At 47.3% G+C, this 23,695-nt stretch carries 21 protein-coding genes; 12 read left to right on the forward strand and 9 right to left on the reverse strand.

The window, feature by feature from the left end; translation table 11 throughout:
- The first annotated feature begins 272 nt into the window (after positions 1-272).
- Positions 273-1,115 (forward strand): endonuclease/exonuclease/phosphatase family protein, encoded by an 843-nt coding sequence (locus AC2204_RS19115; protein WP_318927439.1) that lies wholly within the window; start codon positions 273-275, stop codon positions 1,113-1,115.
- Here AC2204_RS19115 and AC2204_RS19120 read toward each other — a convergent pair.
- The 3 genes from AC2204_RS19120 to gloB form a co-directional block, all read right to left on the reverse strand.
- Positions 1,105-1,794, reverse strand: coding sequence for a Yip1 family protein (locus AC2204_RS19120; protein ID WP_318927441.1), 690 nt, complete (start codon positions 1,792-1,794; stop codon positions 1,105-1,107). The genes AC2204_RS19115 and AC2204_RS19120 overlap by 11 nt on opposite strands.
- The gene (locus AC2204_RS19125; protein WP_318927443.1) at positions 1,791-3,359 is read right to left on the reverse strand and encodes a lytic transglycosylase; all 1,569 of its coding nucleotides are present in this window, start codon (positions 3,357-3,359) and stop codon (positions 1,791-1,793) included. The genes AC2204_RS19120 and AC2204_RS19125 overlap by 4 nt, the downstream gene beginning before the upstream one ends.
- 70 nt (positions 3,360-3,429) lie before the next feature.
- On the reverse strand, positions 3,430-4,188 hold the full coding sequence (gene gloB / locus AC2204_RS19130) for a hydroxyacylglutathione hydrolase (RefSeq protein WP_318927444.1): 759 nt from the start codon (positions 4,186-4,188) through the stop codon (positions 3,430-3,432).
- 41 nt (positions 4,189-4,229) lie between these two features.
- Between gloB and AC2204_RS19135 the strand changes: the two genes are divergently transcribed.
- On the forward strand, positions 4,230-4,973 hold the full coding sequence (locus AC2204_RS19135; RefSeq protein ID WP_318927445.1) for a methyltransferase domain-containing protein: 744 nt from the start codon (positions 4,230-4,232) through the stop codon (positions 4,971-4,973).
- 27 nt (positions 4,974-5,000) lie between these two features.
- On the opposite strand, the gene rnhA is transcribed toward AC2204_RS19135, so the two are convergent.
- Positions 5,001-5,471: a ribonuclease HI gene (gene rnhA, locus AC2204_RS19140; protein WP_318927446.1), complete on the reverse strand. Its 471-nt coding sequence runs from the start codon at positions 5,469-5,471 to the stop codon at positions 5,001-5,003.
- A gap of 51 nt (positions 5,472-5,522) precedes the next feature.
- Between rnhA and dnaQ the strand changes: the two genes are divergently transcribed.
- Together dnaQ and AC2204_RS19150 are read left to right on the forward strand one after the other, a co-directional pair.
- On the forward strand, positions 5,523-6,251 hold the full coding sequence (dnaQ, locus tag AC2204_RS19145) for a DNA polymerase III subunit epsilon (protein ID WP_318927447.1): 729 nt from the start codon (positions 5,523-5,525) through the stop codon (positions 6,249-6,251).
- Between the two features lie 7 nt (positions 6,252-6,258).
- Positions 6,259-7,500 carry a TIGR03503 family protein gene (locus tag AC2204_RS19150; RefSeq protein ID WP_318927448.1) on the forward strand — a complete coding sequence of 414 codons (1,242 nt, stop codon included), beginning with the start codon at positions 6,259-6,261 and terminating at the stop codon, positions 7,498-7,500.
- Between the two features lie 217 nt (positions 7,501-7,717).
- Here AC2204_RS19150 and AC2204_RS19155 read toward each other — a convergent pair whose 3' ends face one another.
- A complete protein-coding gene (locus AC2204_RS19155; RefSeq protein WP_318927449.1) occupies positions 7,718-9,124 on the reverse strand; it encodes a DASS family sodium-coupled anion symporter in 1,407 nt (468 codons plus the stop codon).
- Positions 9,125-9,395: 271 nt separating this feature from the next.
- On the opposite strand from AC2204_RS19155, the gene AC2204_RS19160 reads away from it, so the two are divergent.
- Positions 9,396-10,985 carry a sensor histidine kinase gene (locus AC2204_RS19160; protein ID WP_318927450.1) on the forward strand — a complete coding sequence of 530 codons (1,590 nt, stop codon included), beginning with the start codon at positions 9,396-9,398 and terminating at the stop codon, positions 10,983-10,985.
- Positions 10,979-11,665, forward strand: a complete 687-nt coding sequence (locus tag AC2204_RS19165) for a response regulator (protein ID WP_318927452.1) — start codon at positions 10,979-10,981, stop codon at positions 11,663-11,665. The genes AC2204_RS19160 and AC2204_RS19165 overlap by 7 nt, the downstream gene beginning before the upstream one ends.
- A 72-nt stretch (positions 11,666-11,737) precedes the next feature.
- On the opposite strand, the gene fadE is transcribed toward AC2204_RS19165, so the two are convergent.
- Complete coding sequence (fadE, locus tag AC2204_RS19170) at positions 11,738-14,194, reverse strand: acyl-CoA dehydrogenase FadE (RefSeq protein WP_318927453.1); 2,457 nt, start codon at positions 14,192-14,194, stop codon at positions 11,738-11,740.
- 414 nt (positions 14,195-14,608) lie between these two features.
- Here fadE and AC2204_RS19175 point away from each other — a divergent pair, with 414 nt between their 5' ends.
- From AC2204_RS19175 to AC2204_RS19190, 4 genes are all read left to right on the forward strand, one after another.
- On the forward strand, positions 14,609-14,734 hold the full coding sequence (locus tag AC2204_RS19175) for a hypothetical protein (protein ID WP_318927455.1): 126 nt from the start codon (positions 14,609-14,611) through the stop codon (positions 14,732-14,734).
- Positions 14,735-15,041: 307 nt separating this feature from the next.
- Positions 15,042-16,769, forward strand: coding sequence for a C4-dicarboxylic acid transporter DauA (dauA, locus tag AC2204_RS19180; protein WP_318927456.1), 1,728 nt, complete (start codon positions 15,042-15,044; stop codon positions 16,767-16,769).
- 60 nt (positions 16,770-16,829) lie between these two features.
- Complete coding sequence (lpcA, locus tag AC2204_RS19185) at positions 16,830-17,408, forward strand: D-sedoheptulose 7-phosphate isomerase (RefSeq protein ID WP_318927457.1); 579 nt, start codon at positions 16,830-16,832, stop codon at positions 17,406-17,408.
- A gap of 43 nt (positions 17,409-17,451) precedes the next feature.
- Positions 17,452-18,231, forward strand: a complete 780-nt coding sequence (locus AC2204_RS19190; RefSeq protein WP_318927458.1) for a class II glutamine amidotransferase — start codon at positions 17,452-17,454, stop codon at positions 18,229-18,231.
- A gap of 100 nt (positions 18,232-18,331) precedes the next feature.
- Here AC2204_RS19190 and purN read toward each other — a convergent pair whose 3' ends face one another.
- Entirely contained in the window at positions 18,332-18,976 is a 645-nt protein-coding gene (purN, locus tag AC2204_RS19195; RefSeq protein ID WP_318927460.1) for a phosphoribosylglycinamide formyltransferase, read from the reverse strand.
- 4 nt (positions 18,977-18,980) lie between these two features.
- Positions 18,981-20,021 (reverse strand): phosphoribosylformylglycinamidine cyclo-ligase, encoded by a 1,041-nt coding sequence (gene purM, locus AC2204_RS19200; RefSeq protein WP_318927461.1) that lies wholly within the window; start codon positions 20,019-20,021, stop codon positions 18,981-18,983.
- Positions 20,022-20,218: 197 nt separating this feature from the next.
- Between purM and upp the strand changes: the two genes are divergently transcribed.
- Entirely contained in the window at positions 20,219-20,845 is a 627-nt protein-coding gene (gene upp, locus AC2204_RS19205; protein ID WP_318927462.1) for a uracil phosphoribosyltransferase, read from the forward strand.
- A 95-nt stretch (positions 20,846-20,940) separates the two neighbouring features.
- Here the strand turns inward: upp and AC2204_RS19210 are convergent, their stop codons facing one another.
- Entirely contained in the window at positions 20,941-22,194 is a 1,254-nt protein-coding gene (locus AC2204_RS19210; protein WP_318927463.1) for a uracil-xanthine permease family protein, read from the reverse strand.
- Positions 22,195-22,424: 230 nt separating this feature from the next.
- Here AC2204_RS19210 and AC2204_RS19215 point away from each other — a divergent pair, with 230 nt between their 5' ends.
- Complete coding sequence (locus tag AC2204_RS19215) at positions 22,425-23,654, forward strand: DUF2066 domain-containing protein (RefSeq protein WP_318927464.1); 1,230 nt, start codon at positions 22,425-22,427, stop codon at positions 23,652-23,654.
- The last annotated feature ends 41 nt before the right edge of the window (positions 23,655-23,695 follow it).

The following is a 23,695-nucleotide window of genomic DNA, read 5'->3' on the forward strand; positions in this document are numbered from 1 at the left end:
ACCCCTGCCATTTTAGAAAGCCTCAGCAGAAATGCTGGGGCTTTTTTACGTTTGTTACTCGAACTGGCAGAGCAGCGGATTCCCCCTGTACCAAAAATAGCGCGTGTTGGGAGCTCGAATCTCTCCACCCCTGTCATTTTAGAAAGCCTCAGCAGAAATGCTGAGGCTTTTTAGTATATTCCTTTCCCAACTTATCCAGCTCTTCTATCACGACAGTGGTATGATTTCTGATATCAGTGTGTTTATACCTATAACAGTCGGAAATAATCGAGATGAAGCGCGGGATTACGGTTTTTTTGGGTGTTTGTACCCTTGTAACAGGCATTGGATTGGGGTTTATTTCCTGGTCATTTGATGTTGCCAGGGCGCCGGAAGTAACGGCAGATATTACGACTCCCACTTATTCCTATCATTGTATTGATGGAACTTCCGACCAGCCTTTAGATCAGGATGGTGCGCTGACTGTTTCTGTCTGGAATATCTACAAACAGCAGCGAGAAAATTGGCGCCAGGCGCTGGAGTTGTTTACGGCAGATAGCGAACTGGTCTTATTGCAAGAAGCGAGTTTAACTACGGCATTAAAGGACTATTTAGATACATCACACTGGCAAGTGACAATGGCGAATGCCTTTAAATTCTTTAATACGTCTGCCGGTGTTATGAACTTGTCGTCTGTCGAAGCCATTGAAACATGTGCTTATCTTGCTATGGAACCTTGGCTGAGGTTACCCAAATCGGCGTTATTGGCGCGCTTTTCTCTTTCGAATGGTCAGGTACTGGCTGTCGTTAACTTGCATGGTTTGAATTTTGCGTTAGGGCTGGAGGAGTATAAGGCACAAATGGACCGCCTTGGTAGAGTACTGGCTAAACATCAAGGACCGGTAATCTTAGCGGGTGACTTTAATAGTTGGAGGCAAGGACGAATAGATGTCGTCAGAGATTTTGCGGAAGGTTTGCAGTTAAAAGCCGTAGTGCTGAATATCGATCAGCGAAGTACGGTACTGGGCAAACCGCTTGATCATCTGTATTACAGAGGCTTGAGGTTAATGGAAGCAGAGGCGCCCAAAACGGAAGCCTCTGATCATAACCCAATTATAGCCACATTCAGGCTGTAAAAATCATTACCGGCCAGAGAATCAAAGTGAGTATCCAGGGCAGGATGGCAATGATAATAGCCTTAGCACGGTCAAAGTCTGTCCAGGCTCCGACTGCCGCATAGGTCAGGGCGATGTACCAAGGTGCTAATAGAGGTATTGTGGTGGCAAACGGTGACCATGGATGGTTGAGAGGCAGTTTTAATAATCCGTTCAAACTATTGAGGTCAGCGGCATTAGGTAAGATATCACTTGGGTTAAACATGATATTAGTATAACTGGCAACATCACCGATGATTGCGGGCAGCATAATAAAACATGATGCAGCAAGCCATTTACCGAAGCCGTGTTGATAGCGGTTTGCTTTGGTCGCTAAATTTAACCAAAGGGCCAGAACAAAAATGCACGCTGTTCGGCCTAAAATATCACTGAATACTTCTCCCGCGAGTAAAACCTCTTTAGTCAGCCAGGCTTTCTGAACGTCTTGATCAACATTTGATAGCTGGACTGTTAATTCCTGCTGTAGCCATGCCATATTGACGTGATCAAAGTATGTTCCCCAAAGGATAAAAGAGCCTAAGAGAATGACTAAGAATGGGAGAATTGCCCACTTAGGGCGTTCGTGTATTGCAGCAAAGCAGTCAATGGGTGATCGGAACAGATCCCATAAAGCGATTAATGGGTTTTTTGACGGTGTCATACGCTTACCTTGGTTACATCAATGTACAATTTCAGCTTTTGTCCGGGTTTTAAATACTTGCTGGAACTGATGTTATTCCATTTTACTACATCAGAAACTTTCACTTTATAACGTTGAGCAATTTTACTGAGATTATCACCCTGACGAATTTCATAATATACCGTACGAATGACCCCGCCATTGCCGCTTGTTTTCCAAATGTTGAGTTTCTGACCGATATGAAGAGATTGATTTTTAGAAAGGCCATTCCACTTTGTTAGCTGGTCGATAGTCACTTTCTGACTGCGGGCGATGGTCCATAGGCTGTCACCTGATTTAATGTGATACACGGTTCGGTAGCCGCTACCGTGACTTTTCTGGCTGCGTACTTGTTGCGCTTGGTATGCCGATGGAAATCCGTCACTGTCTTTCATCGCCACAGGGATCAGGATATGTTTACCGGTTCGAATACTGGTTCCGGTTATTTTGTTGGCTCGTTGGATTTGCTTCACTGTCGTTTTATGTTTGGCCGCCAGTACGCTTAAACTATCACCGGGCTTCACCTGATAACGGATCACATTCATTCCCTGATGGCCACTGTTAGCCAGCTGAATATTGAAAGTATCCACTTTGTTGGTCGGCAGGAGTAAATGGTTCGGACCATCTGGTGCGGTAGCCCACTGGTTATAGGCCGGATTCAGGCTTTGCAGTTCAGACAGTTTCATACTGGCATATTGTGCCGCCATGGCCAAGTCCATCTGGATTCCTGGCTCAACGAGCTTCACTGCTGGTTTATTGGCAATGTTAGGGATCTCTATACCATACGCTTTTTGATTTCTGATGACATCTGCCACAGCATAGAGTTTGGGGACATAACCGCTGGTTTCTTTCGGTAAGTCCAGTGACCAGAAATCGGTTGGTTTACCGGCTGCTTTGTTTTTCCGGATGGCTCTGAATACCCGCCCTTCGCCAGTGTTATACGCGGCTAACGCATGTTGCCAGTTGCCGTCAAATTTACGATTAAGGTATTCCAATAAATCCAGTGCGGCGCGAGTTGATTCAACGACATCACGGCGACCGTCATACCACCAGTTTTGTTCGAGACCAAAGCTGCGGCCTGTTGGTGGCGTAATTTGCCATAAACCAGCAGCTCGGCCATGGGAGTAGGCAAATTGGTCAAAAGAGCTTTCAACAATCGGCAATAAAGCGAGCTCGAGAGGGAATCCGCGTTTTTCGACTTCTTCAGTGATGTAATAAAGAAAGGGTTCGGCACGCTTAGATACGGTGTTCAGATGCGCGGGGTGCTTCAAATACCAGTTACGATAATCCTGAACCTGCTTGTTGTTTGGGATATCAGTTGTGATTTGCATACTGAGCCGTTGCCAAACATCATCTTGTTCCTGAGGCGTCAGTCTTTTTTCTTCTTTTATAATAGGCTTATCATCCACATCCAGAACAGATTTTCCTGTTACTTGCGTCTGAGTTAGCGTTTCATTTTTATTGGTACTTGCTTGCTCTTCTACGGTATTCGTTATTTGGCAACCAGCCAGTAATAGCGCACTCGCTAATAAAATTCGTGACTTCATGACACCTGCCTACAGCCAAAATGGTTGATGATAATACTTGTCCTGCCACCTTGGTTACAAGAGACCTGTGTCAAAATTCGTCCTTCCATCTTCTCAGTGCGGCAAATGTCTCCAGATCACTATCGTCAAATGCTTTATTCGCAACAGATTTTTTGATACTTGGCTGATCGCAGCGCAAAAACGGATTGATCAACTTTTCTTGCCCCAGTGTTGATGGAATGGTGCTGATCCCCTGTGCACGCGCGCGACTGACCACCTCTCTGTAACGCTGAAGGTGAGGGTTGTCTTGCTCTGCAACTAGCGCGAAAGATAAGTTACTGCTCGTATACTCGTGGGCACAGTAAACTTCGGTTTCATCCGGCAGGGCGGCAATTTTCTGCAGTGAGCTGAACATCTGAGCCGGATTACCTTCAAAAAGGCGTCCGCAACCCGCTGAAAAGAGAGTATCGCCACAAAAGAGTTTACCATCGCCTACGTAAGCAATATGTCCTAACGTATGGCCTGGAACGCCAAGCACCATAAAACGCTCGCCAAATAGCTCGACCTGATCGCCATCTTCAACCGATTGGGAAATCCCGGGAACAGGTTCAGCTGCCGGGCCGACAATATTGATCTGCGGATAACGGCGTTTTAGTTCGCTAATGCCACCAATATGATCATGATGATGGTGAGTAATTAATATTGCCTCAAGAGTGAGTTGTTGCTCTTCTAATACCTTGATCACCGGAGTTGCATCTCCAGGATCGACAACAACGCAATGATTATCCGGACTGTGAATCAGCCAGATGTAATTATCATTAAATGCGGGTATGCTTTGAACAGTTAACATATATTTCGTCTCCAGCCTTTGAAGGTGTTGAGCAATAACTTATGAAGCCAGCACGCACATTAAAACATATTGAAGCACCTAACACCTGGTCACAAATAACAAATGGTGAATGGGCCGCTGACTTGCTTCAGGCACAACTCGATGAATGGTGTCCGAAGCTGTTTGGCTATCATATGTTGAAACTGGGTGGTCTAAGCTGTGAGTTGGCGAGTGGCCATTGTAACATCCAGCATCAGGTATGTGTTGATAAGTACAATCCACTGCATAATTTGATTGCCGAGCCTTTTGAACTGCCTTTTATCGAAAAATCATTTGATGCTTGCCTCATTGCACATCAACTTGATTATTGCCCTGATCCTCACCGTTTGCTGCGAGAAGTAGACCGAGTGACGGTTGATGACGGCTATATGGTGATCAGTGGTTTTAACCCGGTCAGCATTCTTGGCCTAAAAGGATTGTTGCCATGGAACCGTAAAAAATATCCCTGGTCCGGAAGGATGTTTATGCCGATGCGGATAAAAGATTGGCTAGGGGTGTTGAATTATGAGGTGGTTTATCAGGATGACTTTGCGGTTTTGCCGGCAACGAAACACCGGGCTTGTGCGGCCTGGGTCGAAAATATGGTAGCGGATCCACTTTCCGTGATTGGGAGTATGTATTTTATCGTCGCCCGCAAGCGTACGTTCCCATTAAGACCGATTAAACCCCGCTGGAAATTACGCCGTCAGTTAGCCCCGATGGGGGTCAATTGCCATACTAAGGTCAGTCAAAAAGTGAAAAGTTAGCCAGCGTTCACCTGACTAACCGCTGGGTCAGGAGTCGGCTTGATAACCGGTATCATCGTGGGTCGGGGACTCAGCCGCGCTGCGCGCCAGTTCATCGCAGCGTTCATTTTCGGCATGACCAGCGTGACCTTTTACCCAATGCCAGTTAACTTCGATATGACGCTGAGTTTCTTGATCCAGGCGTTGCCAGAGATCGGCATTTTTAACCGGCTGCTTAGCAGCTGTCTGCCAGTTCCGTTTTTTCCAGTTATGGATCCACTGGGTGATCCCCTGACGGACATACTGACTGTCAGTTGTCAGGTCAACTTTACACGCTTCTTTTAAACTGGATAAACCAACAATGGCCGCCAGTAATTCCATTCTGTTATTTGTTGTCATGAAAAAGCCCGCATTGAGTTCTTTTTCATGTTGTTTATAACGTAAAACCGTACCGTAACCACCGGGGCCGGGGTTACCTAAACAAGAACCATCGGTGAAAATCTCTACCTGCTTCGTCATATTTGGTAGTATTCGTTTTAGGGAAAACTTGAGTCTGACATGATCGCTACTATGAAAGCTACTAACGAACGAATTATTGTACTCGATACCGAAACCACGGGTATGAATATGACCGGCCCTCATTACGAAGGCCATCGTATTATTGAAATTGGCGCGGTTGAAATTATCAACCGTAAATTGACGGGAAACACCTTCCACGTTTATATCAAACCTGATCGCACCATTGAAGATGAAGCGGTTGGTGTCCATGGTATTACCGATGAGTTTCTGGAAGATAAACCCGCTTATAAAGACGTTCATGATGAATTTCTGGAATTTATTCGTGGTGCAGAGTTAGTCGCCCATAACGCTCCCTTCGATGTGGGCTTTATGGATTATGAATTCCGAAAACTCAATCGTTCAATAGGTAAAACGGAGGATTTCTGTAAAGTTACCGATACCCTGGCGATGGCGAAGAAAATCTTCCCGGGTAAACGTAACAACCTCGATGTGCTTTGCTCACGTTATGGTATCGATAACTCACATCGTACACTCCACGGCGCCTTACTCGATGCCGAGATCCTAGCCGATGTTTACCTGTTAATGACGGGTGGGCAAACGTCGTTAGCGTTGAATGCCGGGAGTGAAGAAAGTGATGCTGGTACAGAAAGTGGGATCAAACGTCTTGCTTCAGGACGAAAATCATTAAAGATCATTCATGCCTCTGCCGATGAGATACAAGCGCATGAATCGCGTTTAGATATTATTAGCAAAAAAGGTGACGTCCTGTGGCGTCAGTAGGGGATCTATGCTGCAGCGGTTATTACTACTGGTAATATTATTACCGGTACTCTCTTTTGCCCAAGAGAGTACCGCAATGTCGTGGCTGGATAACCGTTTTCGAGTCGATCCCACGGTGGATCAAGTCTCATTTATGGTGCAAAGAGAAAAGCAGAGTCGCGCTGTGGTACTTGTGCGCCCTGATGGCACTAAATATTACCCCTGGCGTCATCCGGATAATGTCTCATGGCATGAAGAGCCTGAGATGGATATTATTTCTATTGAAAACCCAATGCCGGGTCCCTGGCAAGCCGTTGGCAAGATAACACCGAACAACCAGGTGAAAGTGTTATCGAACTTGAAACTGGAAATCGACGATTTGCCTTCCAGACTATATCAGTCTGAAACCCTTAAATTTACCGCTCGGCTGAAGCAAGATGGAAAGTTACTGACGTTAAGAGATTTTCTTGATCGCATTAGACTGACTGTGGTTTTGTACGAATATGTTGAAAATGCAGAATTATTACCGAAGGAAGCATTGCCCGACCCGATTAAGCTTGGTGAATTTACCGATGATGGCTTAGGGCTTGATGAAGAACCTGGAGATGGTATTTTTACCGTCGCCCTGCCAGTCGAGATCCTGCCCGGCAAATACAGGGTAAAGATAACATCCAGCAACGGGATTTTCCTGCGTACGGTCGAGCAAGAAGTCTTAGTTTACCCGCCACCACTGTCAGTTAGTTTTATCCAGGGACGAGACCGCAATGAATCTCACGAGGTCGCCGTAACCGGAGAAGAAGGCACATTAGTGCCTGGATCGTTTGCTGCTCATATTGAACAGGTGGATCCGGAAGGACGCGTTACGATCCATCAGGGGCATGCGCTGGCTGATGAAAAAGATTTGCGAGTGCCTATCCCCCATGGAAAAACACCGGGACGCTATAGCTGGTCAGGTTGGTTATATGCGACTGATATCCTTAATGGGCGGGAATTAATTTTTAAATTACCGAAAAACAATTTTGCAGTAGTGGCTGAATTACAGCTTGATAAGAACCTGGAGGTTTTCCGCTCTCAGCAAGAAGCAAAAGCTCAAGCTGAAGAGCAAAAGCGTAAGGAAGAAGAGCTGGAGGCGGCACGTTCTAAGGCCCTGAATATTGTACTGGGAAGCAATTTGATCGTGATTTTTTTGGTTATTATCGGGGGCTTTCTCTGGCGTAAGCGTCAGGTTAAAAAAGCGTTAGCTGAAGAATTGTTAGTGATCCCAAGTTGAAGCTCCCTTTGATTTGTTTCTATCAGAATGCATTTAACAAGCTTATTGAGACGGTCATCCGATCTTAAGGCAAATGCTCTATATCGCGACTTGTTATTCTGCTCGAAGAAGAACCGCTCGCGGTTAAGCGAGCGGTATGAGTGGATAAAGACACTGAGTTTCTTGTTGTTACGTTATTCTGGTTAACGCCTCAATATAGAAAGGGAAAGAGCGGTACTTACCACATACCGAGTAGTTTCCACCATGCGCCGCCAATAAAGAAGAACACTGGCAATACGATGAGGGAGAATACAAATCCGATCTTCCACCATTGCTGTAGCGGGTGGAATCCTGCACCGAACAGTATCGGAGCGGGCCCGGAAGAGTAGTGCGTAGTCGACATATACAAGTTACTGAAAATACCCAGAACAATCGCAGCCAGCATAGGGGGAGCACCAGCAGCGATTGCGATGGCCAGAAATGCGGAATACATTGCGCTGATGTGCGCCATGGCACTAGCCATCAGATAATGGCTGTAATAGTAAACCAGCAGCAATATAACCAACGTGGTCACCCAGCCATACCCAGACAAAGACTGCCCAATAAAATCACCGAACCAACTGATAAAGCCCAGCTTATTGAGCTGTGAGGCCATCATCACCAATACCGCAAACCAAGTAATGGTGTGCCATGCTTCTTTCTCGCTGAGAACGGCATCCCATGTGATGGTGCGGGTAAACAGTAAAAAGACCAGACCTAACAGCGCTGTAACCGTTGAGTGAATTCCCAGCGTAGGACCGAGAACCCAAAGTGAGATCATGCCGATAAAAGTCACACAGACCATCATTTCATCGCGGCTCATTTTGCCCATGTCTACCAGCTTCTGCTTGGCAATCGCGCGCATTTCCGGTGTCTTTTTAAGCTCCGGCGGGAAGAAAATGTACATCGCCAGCGGAATAAGGAAAAGACAAATCAAACCCGGAACAATCGCTGCAATCGCCCAGCCCGCCCAAGTGATTTCGACACCTTGTTCGCTGGCAAAATTAGCGGCCAACGGGTTACCGGCCATTGAGGTCAGGAACATGGCACAAGTAATGGCGTTACACTGGAAAATACATTGAACGAGGAATGCGCCAATTTTGTTTTCAGTGCCTTTTTCTGGATCAGAATCATATGCGTTGGCGACTGAACGGAACAGCGGAGAGATAATTCCGCCGCATCGTGCTGTTGTGCTCGGCGTTGCCGGTGCGAACAGTAAATCGGTTAACACCAAGCCATAAGCCAGACCCAGCGAACTATGGCCGAGCTTAGAAATAAACCAGTAACCCACACGACGGCCAAAACCGGTACTGATAAAGCCTCGTGAAATGAAAAATGCTGCCGCTATCATCCAAATGGTTGGGTGAGCGAAACCCGTCAGGGCCGTTCTAATCGGCAGCACATCAAGTAGGGTTGCGGCGGTGAGGCCAAGCAGTGCCATCGCGCCCAGTGGCAGGGGGGCAAGTATCAGGCTGAGTACGGTGACGACGAAGATCGTCATCATCTGCCAAGCCTGTGTGGTTAGCGCTTCCGGCCCCGGGAAAAACCAGAGACCGGTGCCGAACAGTAATAGGATAAGTAAACGAGTGTTGGTTGCTGTAATCATAAATACCTCCGTGATTTGCCCTCAACATAGCGTTTGTACACGCGTAGAAACTGCGATAAATCAATTTTGGATAAGAACAACGGCAGTGAATTACGACTTTGAAGTGGAGCGCGGATTAAGGGTGTAACTGACGTGAGATAAGCATTTTTGATACCATAAAAGTCATAAAATTCACCGGAGAGAGCGGGGCCAAACTTCCAGCCATGCAGCCTGCGAAAATTGTGCCGTTTCCCTTATCCTGCCTTTATGGCCTTTTTAAAAGAAGCTTGTTATGAATTTTTGGCTTATACCGCACTCCTTTACAAAACAACTCACCCTGCTGTTGTGTGGCGTGTTTGCATTCAGTGCGGTCAGTTGGTGGGGGATAAGCGCCTATCGCTTAAATCGGGTGCTGAACGAGCAAATCGCACTACGGGCGCAGGTTCAGACATTGCAGCTATCCCGCCTACCCAGTCTGATTAACGCGGTGGCGGGGAACGATCCGAGCAGTGTACAGACGATAGTATCAAGCGTTCAAACTGTCAGTGACGCCGATTTTATAACGGTAAGTGATCATGCCGGTATCCGTATGGCACACCCGGTTGTTGATCGCATTGGTCTTCCTGTGATGGGGGGCGATATTCTTCGTGCCCTTGAACAAGGTGAGTCTTACCTTTCTCAAGGAACTGGCTCACTAGGGCCATCTATCCGTTATATTGCGCCTATTATCAGCGATTCCGGTATGGTTGTCGGTATGATCAAAGTGGGCTACCTTAAGAATACTCTTGCGGGCTGGGGCGCGGAAATTATCTCTCCGCTGTTGTTCTTTGGCGCCTTTGCAGTGCTATTTTCGGGGTTGGTCGCGTGGCGTTTTTCTGACTATGTTCGCCATCAGATGCAGCATATGGAGCCATGGCAGCTTAGACAGGCTCTAGATACCAACCAAGGGGTGCTGGAAGCGGCTCATGAAGGACTGATTGCCATTAATCAGCACGGCGAAGTGTATTTGATCAATGACTCGGCAAAATCCCTGCTGTTAAAAGAATCTCCGTACACGGCGAACATGCCGATCACTGACATCGTTAAGGACGCTAACCTGTTTACGTTAAGTGGCAATGATTTTATTGACAAAATGCTCAGGGTGAACGGGCGAAACCTCGTTGTTACCCGTGTCACCATTAGTGGTGAACTGAATGAGCCGGTAAGTGCGGTTTTTAGCTTTAGAACACAGCAGGAAATGCAGGTGCTTTCTAATAAGCTCAGCCAGGTCGATCGCTATCTTGATAGCTTGCGCGTTACCCGCCATGAATACCAGAATAAGCTTTCAAGCATAGCGGGGCTGTTGCAGATGGGGATGTATGAGAATGCGCTGGCGATGACATTGGCGCAGTCTCGGGCTAATCAATCCCAACTCGATGGTGTCAGAGATCTTGATGCGCTGCCCCAGCTTTCAGGGCTGCTGATATCAAAGTTATGCAAAGCGAATGAACAAGGCGTAATTTTTACGACCCAGATTATTAAGGGATGGGGGGGCTGCCCAAGCGCGATAACGGAAGAGCAGCTTTGTTCGCTGGTGGGTAACTTGATAGATAACAGCCTTGATGCGTTGCTTGATGCAGACGAGCCTGCTGTTGAGATCGCATTGTGGGAAAATGCAACCGAGCGGGTATTGTCTGTTACCAATAATGGCCCGGTAATTAACTTAAGTCTCGATGTGCTATGCCAGCTGGGCTATACCAGCAAACCGAATTATGAAGAGCATGGTATTGGCTTGCATCTGGTTCAGGCCATTGTTGAAGAGGGCGGGGGCCACTTGGAGCTAGATAGCGATACCGAGGAAACATCCTTTACCGTTTACTTTCCCAAGGACGAACAATGCTGAAGGTTTTGATTGTTGAAGACGACAAAGATATAGCGGCGCTTAATAGTTATTTTGTCAATAAAGACAGCCGCTTCAAAGTACTTGGTGTTGCAGGGAATCTTGCTGAAGCCAGAGAATTTGTAGAGGCTGTCGTGCCGGATTTGGTGATCGTTGATAACTATTTACCGGATGGATTGGGGGTCGAGTTGGTCTTAGAGCTGTTGAACCGTCCCAATTATCCAGAGTGCATTTTGATCACGGCTGCCAATGATTCTGAAACGGTGCAAAAAGCGCACCGATATGGCGCATTTGATTATTTGGTTAAACCTTTGGATTATAGCCGCCTGAGTGAAAGTTTAGGGCGATTGTGGGATCTTAAACACCATGTGAAATCGTCAAAGCATTTTCGGCAAAATGAACTCGACCGCTTGTTTAACGCCAGTAAATCACCAATAAAATCTAATGCATCTACAGATGCTTATACCTTAAAACAGATCATTGAGCACTTTGGCCATGCACATATCGAACATACATCAAACAGCATCGCCGCTGAGTTTGGTATCAGTAAAAGTACTGCTCGCCGATATTTAGATAAAGCGGTAGAAGATGGCGATCTGATTGCCTTCCTCGCACATGGAAAAGTCGGTCGTCCCACTCGGGTATACCGTCGGCCCTTTTTAGAAGAGGCAGTTAAAATGTAGGGAAAGATGCCGCTAACCTTAAGTCAGCGGCATTGAAGTATTTAGCTTTCCCTCGTGTCAGGCTTATTAGGGCTACGCGGCATTACCGATATTGTTTTCGACAGCGCGGTAAGGTTTGGCAGCAAGCTCTTCCGAGGCGAAGTCATCGACATTGATTGTACGTAATCGACCTTCTTCCGCTTTACGTAGCAGGTCAGCCTCTTCCTCATTGATGGCGTTAAGCTCTAAACCGGTCGCCGCCACCTTATCAAGCTGCATAAACGGCAGTTTTTTACCTGCGGCCTGGCAGACACGATCATAGATAGGCTCAGCAGCCAGAATGTCTTTCAGAGCCAGCTCAATCATACCGACGGCATTATTTTCTGTTGCTTCAAGGAATTGGCCTTGACCAATTCGGCTACGTGTATCGCAAGGAGTCTGGATAATACGAGCCACCGTATGATCAAGCTTGTCACTGGGTTTTGCTCGTCTCTGCCCCAGCGGGAAAATAACGGCCCGCAGCATGCCCGCAATAAAGCGGTTCGGGAAGTTAGCCAGGAATTGATCCAGAGCCTCTTCTGTCTGATGCAGGGAATCTTGCAGCCCCCAGTGAACAAGTGGAAGATCTTCTTGTTGACAGCCGTCATCAGCAAAACGTTTTAGCGTCGCCGAGGACAGATAAAGCTGACTTAACACATCTCCCAAGCGAGCAGACAGACGTTCTTTTCGTTTAAGTGAACCACCCAATACGGCCATTGAAATATCGGCCAGTAAGGCAAGGTTAGCACTGTAGCGATTCATTTGCTGATAGTAACGGACTGTTGGATCTTTGCGTGGTGCAACAGAGCCTCGGCCATCTGTCAAGCCCAGCCAGAACGAGCGAACCATGTTGCTTATCACAAAACCAATATGACCAAACATCGCTTTATCAAAATCAGTTAATGCCTGCTCCTGATTGTCATTGTAGGCTGCATTCATTTCGTCCAAGACATATGGATGGCAGCGGATGGCACCCTGACCAAAGATGATCATTGATCGGGTCAGGATATTCGCGCCTTCAACGGTAATGGCAATGGGCGCCCCCTGATAACTACGAGCCAGGAAATTACTTGGCCCTATACAGATCCCTTTACCCCCGACGATATCCATTGCATCAATAACACTGCGTTGACTACGATGCGTACAGTGATATTTGACAATGGCTGAGATCACCGATGGTTTTTCACCTAAATCGATACCCGCGACAGTGAGGTTACTAGCAGCATCCAGGACATAAGCATTACCGGTAAGGCGTGCAAGCGGTTCTTCAATCCCTTCCATTTTACCTATCGGCAGTTTGAACTGGCGACGAATACGGGCATAGGCACCGGTTGCCATTGCCGCTGTTTTGATACCCCCGGTAGAGTTTGACGGCAAGGTAATACCGCGGCCGACAGACAGGCACTCAACCAGCATACGCCACCCCTGGCCCGCCATTTCTTGGCCACCAATGATGAAGTCTATCGGTACGAAGACTTTATTACCCTTAGTTGGACCATTCTGGAAAGGCACATTCAGAGGGAAGTGGCGTCGGCCGATTTCAACGCCTTCGATTTCGGTCGGGATCAAAGCACAAGTAATGCCGGGTTCTTCTTCATCGCTAAGCAGATGGTCCGGGTCGAAGAGCTTAAATGCCAGCCCCAACACTGTCGCGACAGGCGCTAAGGTGATGTAACGCTTATTCCAGGTCAGTTCCATGCCGAGCACTTCCTCGCCTTGCCAGATCCCTTTTTTCACGATACCGAAATCAGAAATCGAGCCGGCGTCGGAACCCGCTTCGGGGCTGGTCAGGGCAAAACATGGGATCTCCTTCCCTTCCGCGAGGCGAGGCAGGTAATGGTTTTTTTGACTTTGAGTACCATAGTGCTGTAGCAGTTCGCCGGGGCCTAATGAGTTCGGTACACCGACTGTCGATGACAGTACGGCAGAAACCCCGGTCAGTTTTTGTAACACAAGGGATTGCGCATAGGCAGAAAACGCCAGTCCACCGTATTGTTTATCGATGATCATCGCGAAGAATTTATGATCTTTCAGATACTGCCAGACTTCAGGAGGTAGATCGGCCAGTTCATGGGTGACCTGAAAGTCGTTAACCATACGGCAGACTTCGGTAACGGGCCCTTCTAGAAAGGCTTTTTCTTCTGCACTCAGGCGCGGTGCCGGGATGTCATGCAGTTTGTTCCAGTCAGGATTACCACGGAACAGATCGGCTTCCCACCAGACCGTTCCCGCATCAATGGCCTCTTTTTCGGTGCGGGACATTTCAGGCATCACACCTTTAAACAGTTTTAAAGCGGGTCGGCTGAGGAAACTTTTGCGAAAGGAGAATATATTGATTGGCACGGCAATGATGAAGTACACCAGCCAGCTGTATTGACCAATCACATCAAGTACAGAGCCGATGGCAAGTACCACAGCCAAAGCAAGAGTAAAGGTTCTCAGACTTGCTCTATGGTAGGCGAGTATGCCAGTTATACCTATAAATCCTAGCAGGTACATGAGTGTTACCATGGTGATTCTCCTTATCGGGGCGTAACGTCTCACCTCAGCGCTATTTCGTCCAGTACTGCTTGTTCTTTAAGCTGCAGAGGATGTGTTCATTTATCTTGATAAATGTCACACGGAAAAATCGCCGCCTTCACTGTTATGGCACAAAATAGCTGTGGGTTGACCTGTTACAGAATACTTTCAATGAATATACATTTATTGTGTTGGGTACATTTTATGCAAGGTAAGAGGTCTTACCACTAACAACAAGTGTAATTGTTTTTTTAATGAAATGTAAAATAATTTTTTCGATTTGAGGTGAGGTGTTACGTGTCTGTGGTTTGTTATCCCTTGATAAAACGAGGGTTGATCAAAAATCAGTGAGTTGCTTTTTTGTACTTGCGAAAATAATCCAGCCTATTAATATAGGAGCATATTGTGATGTTGTTCACGTTAATCACGGCTATCGACTTTCGTCTGGCTGTAGTGGGCAGTATTCTGTTATATGTTGCCTTTCCCGATCTCCGACTGACACATGCCCGCCGGATCCCTCTTTCGGGTTGACAGCTATTCCTGTTTTTTTTGTGTACGTAATACCAAACGGGATAAGTATTTGGCCATTCAGCGAGAATTAAATTGCTCAGTGACAAGGCGCTTGATTGTAGATGTATTCACATCCATCAAAGTCAAGCAACGCAGTGGCTGAGCAATTTAAACTCGCCCTTCGGGAACGTGCCAGCGGCCTGATTCCGGCCCCAAATTTTTTCGATGTAGAGCAACTATATCTTCATCAATTTGGGTTGTTCTCTGGCCACTGGCAACGTTCTGAATTGAGCAGATATTTATCTCGTTTGGTATAAAGGGGTTTGTCGTGTTGCTATTTCATGCTTTATCACAAGCGTGGAAGGATGGTTATTCCTTCTCTAAATTTCGTTCTGATATCGTTGCGGGTGTGACGGTCGGGATTGTTGCTATTCCTCTTGGCATGGCTTTGGCTATCGCCGTTGGTGTGCCACCTCAACATGGTCTATATACCGTTATCGTGGCGGGTTTGCTCGCGGCACTATTCGGTGGTTCTCGATTTAACATCACAGGCCCGACGGCGGCATTTGTGGTGATCTTGCTACCCATTACCCAGCAATATGGTCTGAGCGGTTTAATGCTGGCGACGTTAATGTCGGGTGTGATCCTGGTTCTAATGGGGATTTTACGTCTCGGTCAGCTGGTGGCTTATGTTCCTTATCCGGTGACAACGGGCTTTACTGCCGGTATCGGTCTGGTTATTGCGTTTTTGCAATTAAAAGATCTGCTGGGGTTATCGGTGGCTGGAAATCCCATTCACTTTCCGGAAAAAGTGATGGCTTATGCCAGCGCGTTACCCAGCGTGGACTTTGCCGATACGACTGTTGGCCTGATCACCATCACCGTATTTATAGCTTGGAGTAAATTAAAGACCCGTATTCCGCCACATGTTGTTGCTTTGGTAATCGGTACATTGCTGGCTCTACTGATGAACCATTTCGGAGCCTCCCACGTCGGATTACTGGGTGAAAAATTCCATTATCAGATCGGAGATTTGATTGGTCAGGGGATCCCTCAGGTATTGCCCCAATTTAGTGTGTTATGGCACAACGACAGTGTGAATTGGTCGCTGGTCGTCGAGTTGCTGCCAGCGGCTTTTACTATCGCGATGTTAGGCTGCATTGAGTCTCTGCTCTGTGCCGTTGTTGCCGATGGTATGACGGGTAAGAAGCACAACCCCAATGCAGAGCTGGTAGGCCAGGGTTTGGCAAATATTGTTGTGCCTTTTTTCGGCGGTATTCCGGCAACGGCTGCTATTGCCCGTACCGCAACCAATATCCGTTCCGGCGCCTTCTCTCCGGTTTCCGCTATTATTCATGCCCTTTTCGTGCTGGCGGCAATGATTTCTCTGGCGCCAATGTTATCTTATGTGCCAATGAGTGCGCTAGCTGGCCTGTTGATCATGGTGGCCTGGAATATGTCAGAAGCCCCGCACTTTGTGCATACTCTGAAAGTGGCACCTCGTCGTGATGTCGCAGTATTGTTAACTTGTTTCACGTTGACCGTGGTGTTTGACATGGTGATTGCTGTGGTGGTGGGGCTGTTGTTAGCCGGGGTATTGTTTATCCAGCGTATTGCCAGCCTGACCACCGTTACCGTGGTCGGTGATCAGCATGAACACCTGGATTTTGGTTCTGATGTGGTGGTTTACGATATTAACGGTCCTCTCTTTTTTGCGGCGAGTGAAAAAGCGTTTTCAGTGATTGATAGCTCATTGGTTGATACGCGTGCCGTTGTATTGGATTTCGCGGATGTTTCTACCATTGATATTACGGCGATTCATGCATTTGAAAATGCATTAGATCGTCTTCGTCATTATCCGGTGTACTTATTGGGAGTGGCCCCGCATGTTAAGACTAAGCTGGCCAATGCGGGCGTTTTGGCGGCAGATAATATTACCCTTTATGCTTCTGCTCCGTCATTACGTGAACATTTGGCAATAAACCATCACAATGTGCCCTCTCAGGAGTCGACACCCTCGACCGTTTCTTTGTACACTGCAGATACAGGCGTATAGCAATTCAGGTGTGCGATGTACCCTGAAAAATCTATTTAATGAATAATCAGAGATAAGCCTATGTATCAAGATATGATTCGTGCAGAGTTAAGCGAAGCTGCCGAAGTGTTAAACCGCTTTTTGAACGACGAAAAAAATGTTGCGGATATTGAAGCGGCAGCAAAGCTACTGGCTGATTCATTTAAGCAGGGTGGTAAAGTATTATCATGCGGAAACGGTGGTTCTCACTGTGATGCGATGCATTTTGCGGAAGAACTGACAGGCCGTTACCGAGAGGATCGTCCTGGTTATCCGGGGATTGCGATTTCGGATCCCAGTCATTTGTCATGTGTCAGTAATGACTTTGGTTATGAACACGTATTCTCTCGTTATCTTGAAGCTGTTGGATCTCAGGGGGATGTGCTGTTTGGTCTGTCTACCTCAGGTAACTCTGCCAATATCCTTAAAGCGATTGAAGCCGCCCATGCAAAAGGCATGAAGGTGATTGCGCTGACGGGGAAGGACGGTGGCAAGATGGCGGGTTTGGCCGATGTGGAAATCCGTGTTCCGCACTTTGGTTTTGCCGATCGTATCCAGGAAGTGCATATTAAAATTATCCATATTTTGATCATGCTGGTGGAAAAGGAAATGGCGGTATAGTTGTTAAATCGAGCCGCTATTTAAGAAGAGAGGCATAAGAGATATGTGTGAATTGCTTGGCATGAGCGCAAATGTGCCAACAGATATCTGTTTTAGTTTTACCGGCCTGATGCAGCGTGGCGGAAAAACCGGGCCTCATCGTGATGGCTGGGGAATCGTCTTCTATGAAGGTAAAGGGTTCAGAACATTTAAAGACCCTAATCCGAGCTATCAATCTCGTATTGCTGAGTTAGTACAGGGATACCCGATCAAAAGCTGCGCAGTGGTCAGCCATATCCGGCAGGCCAATCGCGGGGGCGTCAGTTTAGAAAATACCCATCCGTTTACCCGGGAGTTATGGGGGCATTACTGGACTTTTGCCCATAATGGTCAGTTAACAGGCTATGAAGCGCTTGATACCGGACGATTTAAACCTGTCGGGGATACCGATAGTGAAATTGCTTTTTGTTGGTTGCTAAACCAGTTAGACGCAAAATTTCCAGATTTGCCCGATGACTTAACTCCTGTATATGGCTATATCGCAGAGTGTTGTGATCGCTTGCGCCAGCTTGGTGTGTATAACATGTTGCTCAGCAACGGTAGCTGTGTGGTGACTTACTGTACCAACAACTTGTATTGGATCACCCGCCGCGCCCCATTTGGTCAGGCATCGTTGATCGATGAAGATGTCACGATTGATTTCCAGAAGGAAACAACACCTAATGATGTGGTTACGGTGATAGCAACTCAGCCTCTCACCAATAATGAGAGCTGGCATAAAATGCAGCAAGGGGAGTTTAGCGTGTTTCACTTTGGTGAACTCGTGCATAACCGGACCCTGTAGGCGGATATGTTGCTGCTCAAGGCGTTGTGATGTAATCGTTAATGTCGGGTGTGAACAATTTGACGAACAAATAAAAACGCGGCCAGATGGCCGCGTTTGTTTATTCGTCGGTTGCGTAGCCTTGGGGAGGCAGTGGTTCGCGGTCTAAAACCGCGCCATCATTCTCCATGATTAAACGATCTTGCAAGAACCAGTTCGCAACTAAAGGATAAATACGATGCTCTTGCTGCTGTACTCTGGCTGCTACTTCATCAACTGTATCCTCAGCAAAAATAGGCACTTTTGCTTGCAGGATCACCGGGCCACCATCTAACTCTTCGGTGACAAAGTGGACACTGGTACCATGCACCTTATCACCAGCGGCTAAAGCGCGCTGGTGGGTATGAAGACCGGTGTATTTCGGCAACAAAGAAGGGTGGATATTAAGCATTTTGCCCTGATAGTGACGGACAAACTCATCACTGAGGATACGCATGAACCCGGCCAAGATGACAAGTTCTGGTTCGAAGCTATCGATTTGCTCTGCCATTGCCTTATCGTAAGCTTCGCGATCAGCGTAATCACTTGCGGCAAGAGACACCGCTTCAATTCCTGCCTGGCGAGCGCGCTCAAGGCCATAAGCATCTGCTTTGTTTGATAGCACGGCCGCGACTTTGGCGTCTTCAATAGTCCCACTCTGACAAGCATCAATGATGGCTTGAAGATTTGAACCATTACCAGAAATTAGGACAACGATGTTTTTCATCGACTTACTTGATCTCCACCTGCTCTTCGCCAGCGTCAGCGGTAGCAATTTCACCGAGCAGCCAGGCATTTTCGCCTTCCGCTTTCAGAATTTCAATTGCTTGCACTGCCTGGGCTTGTGGTAAGGCAATCACTAGCCCAACACCACAGTTGAAAGTACGGTACATTTCATAGGTTTCGACGTTGCCGGCAGTTTGCAGCCAGTTGAAAATTGCCGGCCACTGCCAGCTGTTGCCATCAACCACCGCTTTCGTTCCTTTTGGAAGTACACGTGGAATGTTCTCCCAGAAACCACCACCAGTGATATGAGAAATCGCGTGAACGTCACAGGACTCCATCATTTTCAGTGTTGATTTCACATAAATCTTGGTTGGAGTTAACAGGTGATCGGCGAGTGATTTCCCTTCCAGATCCTGATTAAGATCCGCTTGTGACACGTCAATGATTTTACGGACGAGAGAATAGCCGTTTGAGTGCGGGCCACTTGAGCCAACCGCGATTAACGCATCGCCGGCTTTCACTTTAGAGCCGTCGATGATGTCAGCTTTCTCTACCACCCCGACACAGAAACCCGCAACGTCGTAATCTTCACCGTGGTACATGCCCGGCATTTCAGCCGTTTCACCGCCGATTAAGGCGCAGCCCGCCTGAATACAACCTTCACCGATACCGGCAACAACACTGGCCGCGGTATCAACGTCTAATTTGCCTGTCGCATAATAATCAAGGAAGAAAAGAGGTTCGCCACCTTGAACAATCAGGTCGTTGACACACATCGCAACGAGATCAATGCCGATCGTGTCATGCTTGTTCAGATCCATCGCTAGACGAAGTTTCGTGCCCACGCCGTCGGTACCTGATACCAAGACCGGCTCTTTATACTTGGTGGGTAGCGAGCATAGCGCCCCGAAACCACCGATGCCGCCCATTACCTCAGGACGGTGGGTGCGTTTTACCACCCCTTTAATACGATCTACTAATGCATTACCTGCATCGATATCTACACCAGCATCTTTGTAACTAAGAGAAGAGTTATTGCCGCTCACAGGAGGTCCCTCAACGTATTAAAGTAAAAAAGCGGGGGTATGATAACAGCAGTCAGGGCGGAAAGGGAAACGTTTGCGTCAATAAATCTTGCTGGGTGTTTCCTGAGCAAACGATACCCTTTCCCCTATCAGAAGGTTAATGGTCTAGTGTATAATGATTCGATTTTTTTTAAATTTTGTTTGCTTAGGAGTCAGAAATGAAAGTCGTTGAGGTTAAACACCCACTGGTTAAACATAAGATTGGTCTTATGCGCGAAGGCGACATCAGCACTAAGCGTTTTCGTGAGTTAGCAACGGAAGTAGGCAGCCTACTGACGTATGAAGCGACTTCGGACTTCGAAACAGAAAAAGTTACCATTGAAGGTTGGGATGGTCCAGTTGAAATTGACCAGCTCAAAGGTAAAAAAGTCACGGTTGTGCCTATTCTTCGTGCCGGTCTTGGTATGATGGACGGTGTTCTTGAGCATGTACCAAGTGCACGTATCAGCGTTGTCGGTATTTACCGTGATGAAGAAACATTAGAGCCTGTGCCTTATTTCAATAAGCTTGCATCAAACATTGATGAGCGTATTGCTTTGGTTGTCGATCCAATGTTAGCGACTGGCGGTTCAATGATTGCAACACTGGACCTGCTAAAAGAGCAAGGCTGTAAGCAATTTAAAGTCTTAGTACTTGTTGCTGCGCCTGAAGGTATTGCTGCACTGGAAAAAGCACATCCGGATGTTGAGCTGTACACAGCTGCTATTGATGAGAAGCTAAATGACAAAGGCTACATCGTTCCAGGTCTGGGCGATGCGGGCGATAAGATCTTCGGTACTAAGTAAGCAAGAAGTTTTGATAGAGAAAAGCCGAACTAGGTTCGGCTTTTTTATTATCGGTATAAACTGAAATCGACTAATTATCTGAATAATTAGGCAATTTAACTCTCTGTGGTGTTTTCCATCTGAGCATTATCAACAACATGATTATCCCCCAGATCGTCAGGCAGGATCAGGTTTAGCAAAATTGCCACGATACCGCACAGACTTACTCCCTGCAGGCTGAATTCGCCGATACCGAAAGCCATGCCGCCAATACCGAAGACCAGTGTTACCGCGACGATAACCAGGTTGCGTGCTTTGTGCAGATCAACCTGATTCCTGATGAGTGTATTGAGGCCAACGGTCGCAATGGATCCAAATAGCAGGATCATGATGCCGCCCATCACCGGTACCGGAATAGTTTGCAACATTGCCCCTAACTTGCCGACAAATGCCAGTACCAGAGCCGTTATAGCAGCCCAGGTCATGATGACGGGGTTGAAGGCTTTGGTTAGCATGACAGCGCCAGTGACTTCAGAATAAGTGGTATTAGGCGGTGCTCCAAACATTGAGGCCGCGATGGTGGCAATCCCGTCACCCGCCATCGTGCGGTGCAGGCCCGGTTTTTTCAGATAGTCTTTACCGGTTACATTAGAAATCGCCAGTATATCGCCTACATGCTCTACCGCTGGAGCAATCGCAACAGGGATCATAAATAGCACGGCGTTAATGTTGAACTCAGGGAATGTGAAGTTTGGTATCGAGAGCCAGCTTGCCTGAGTAACTGGTGCAAAGTCGACAACGCCAAAGCCCAGGCTCACACAGTAACCTGCAACAATCCCCCCCATAATCGGAACTAACTTCAGGAAGCCTTTGGCAAATACACTGAGAGCAATAGTCACAAGCAGAGAAATGCTTGAAATCCAAAGCGAAGCATCACTATTGACTAGCTGTATACCGCCATCTCCACTTTTACCTAAGGCCATATTAACTGCAGCAGGCGCTAAGCCTAAGCCAATGACCATGATAACCGGGCCAACAACAACCGGTGGCAGGATTTTATGGATAATCGCAACGCCACGTACTTTAATGATAGCTCCCATCAGCACATACACGATGCCAGCCATCATCAGGCCACCCATGGTACCAGCGATTCCCCAAGTCTGGACGCCGTACATGATTGGAGCGATGAATGCGAAAGAGGAAGCGAGAAAAATAGGGACGGAACGTTTAGTGATGACTTGAAAAAGAAGAGTACCAATACCCGCACCAAATAGGGCGACACTAGGATCTAGCCCGGTAAGTAACGGAACCAGAACCAACGCACCAAATGCGACGAATAGCATTTGTGCACCTTGCAGTACCTGCATCATTGTATATTCCATCCTGTCTGAAAAAAAATCGCGCAATCCTAGCATGGAAGCAAACGATTAACTAGCGGAATTTGTGAGTCAAATCGCACTTTATCGCGGCGTTGTCTGGAATTGCCTGATACCTCATCTTTTAATGAAAGTTCATCCATGTTTATCATCAGGGGCAATAATAAACAGTTACACTTGCTGAACATTGCCTGATCCCATTATGATCAGGGACTAACTACGTTATGAAAGAGTTTATTATGTTGCGTTGTGCTTTTTTATTTTTGGCTTTATTAGCCTTGCCGCTTAAAGCCGCAACCGTCACTAATTTATATCAGGCGCAGGTTGTCTTGCCTGACACGGATAAGCAATCAGAGCAACATGCTCGTGAAAAGGGGCTTGAGCAGGTTCTGATTAAAGTCTCAGGGCAGAGCTCGGTAGGCCAAAATGACGTTATTCGCAAAGCGATGGCGAACAGTAGCCCTTATATCAGTCAATTTGGTTACGGTAACTTAAACGGTGAGCGGACCTTAGAGCTGACGTTTAATAGCGGTCAGATCCGTAACCTGTTGACCCAGGCTCATTCCACATTATGGAGTGAGCAGCGCCCAACGATTCTGGTCTGGATGGTGGAAGATGCCAATCGTGAGCGTGAAATTCAGTGGGATCAGTCAGGCAACTCTCTGGAATTGCAGATGAAAAAAGCTGCCGATAGGCGTGGTGTGCCATTGATGATGCCAATAGGTGACTTCGATGATGTGACTGCGATTAATATCCCGGACTTGTGGGGAGGCTTTGTTCAGCCGATTGCTGACGCGAGTATGCGTTATCATCCTGACGCAGTGCTGGTGGTACGTGCCCGTCAGAAAGGTTCTGATGATGTTGATCTGGCATGGCAGCTATTCACCCAGAAACCTGAACAACTGGTCAGCTCTCAACAGGCACCTTCGGAAGGTCAAGCGGCAGGATCGGTTGCGATCGCGATCACAGAGATGATTAATGAGGTGGCAGATAGGCTGGCAGCCAAATATGCCGTCCCATTAGGGGGGGGCAGTGAGGGTAACTTCGCCATTCAGCTTGCCAATGTGCAAACGACGGAAGATTTTTTTGCCCTGGAAAGAATGTTGACAAACCTAACGTCTGTGGCATCGGTAAATGCTAGCCGACTGCGGGGGGATAACGTCATATTTGACGTTAACCTCCTCAGTACTGAAGATGCCTTCCGTCGAGAGTTGGGCCAAGATGGGCGTATTAGTCAGCAACCTGCGGATGGGCAGAGTGCCGTTGAATTCGGTGATGGCAGTGTAGTGATTGTGAAAGAAGCGATGGCAGGCACTGAATCTCAGATCAAGCCAATTGAACCCCAAGCGATAGAAAATGAACCAGAGGCACCAGTCGACCCGAGGATGGTTGACGTTAGTGCCACGGTGGAGCTAGCTACCGGTCAGATTGAGACTTATTATTGGCAGCCATAATATGACCGGTGACGCCCCCCGTCGTGTTGCTAGGGGGAATG

The sequence above is a fragment of the Photobacterium sp. genome (genome assembly GCF_057456235.1).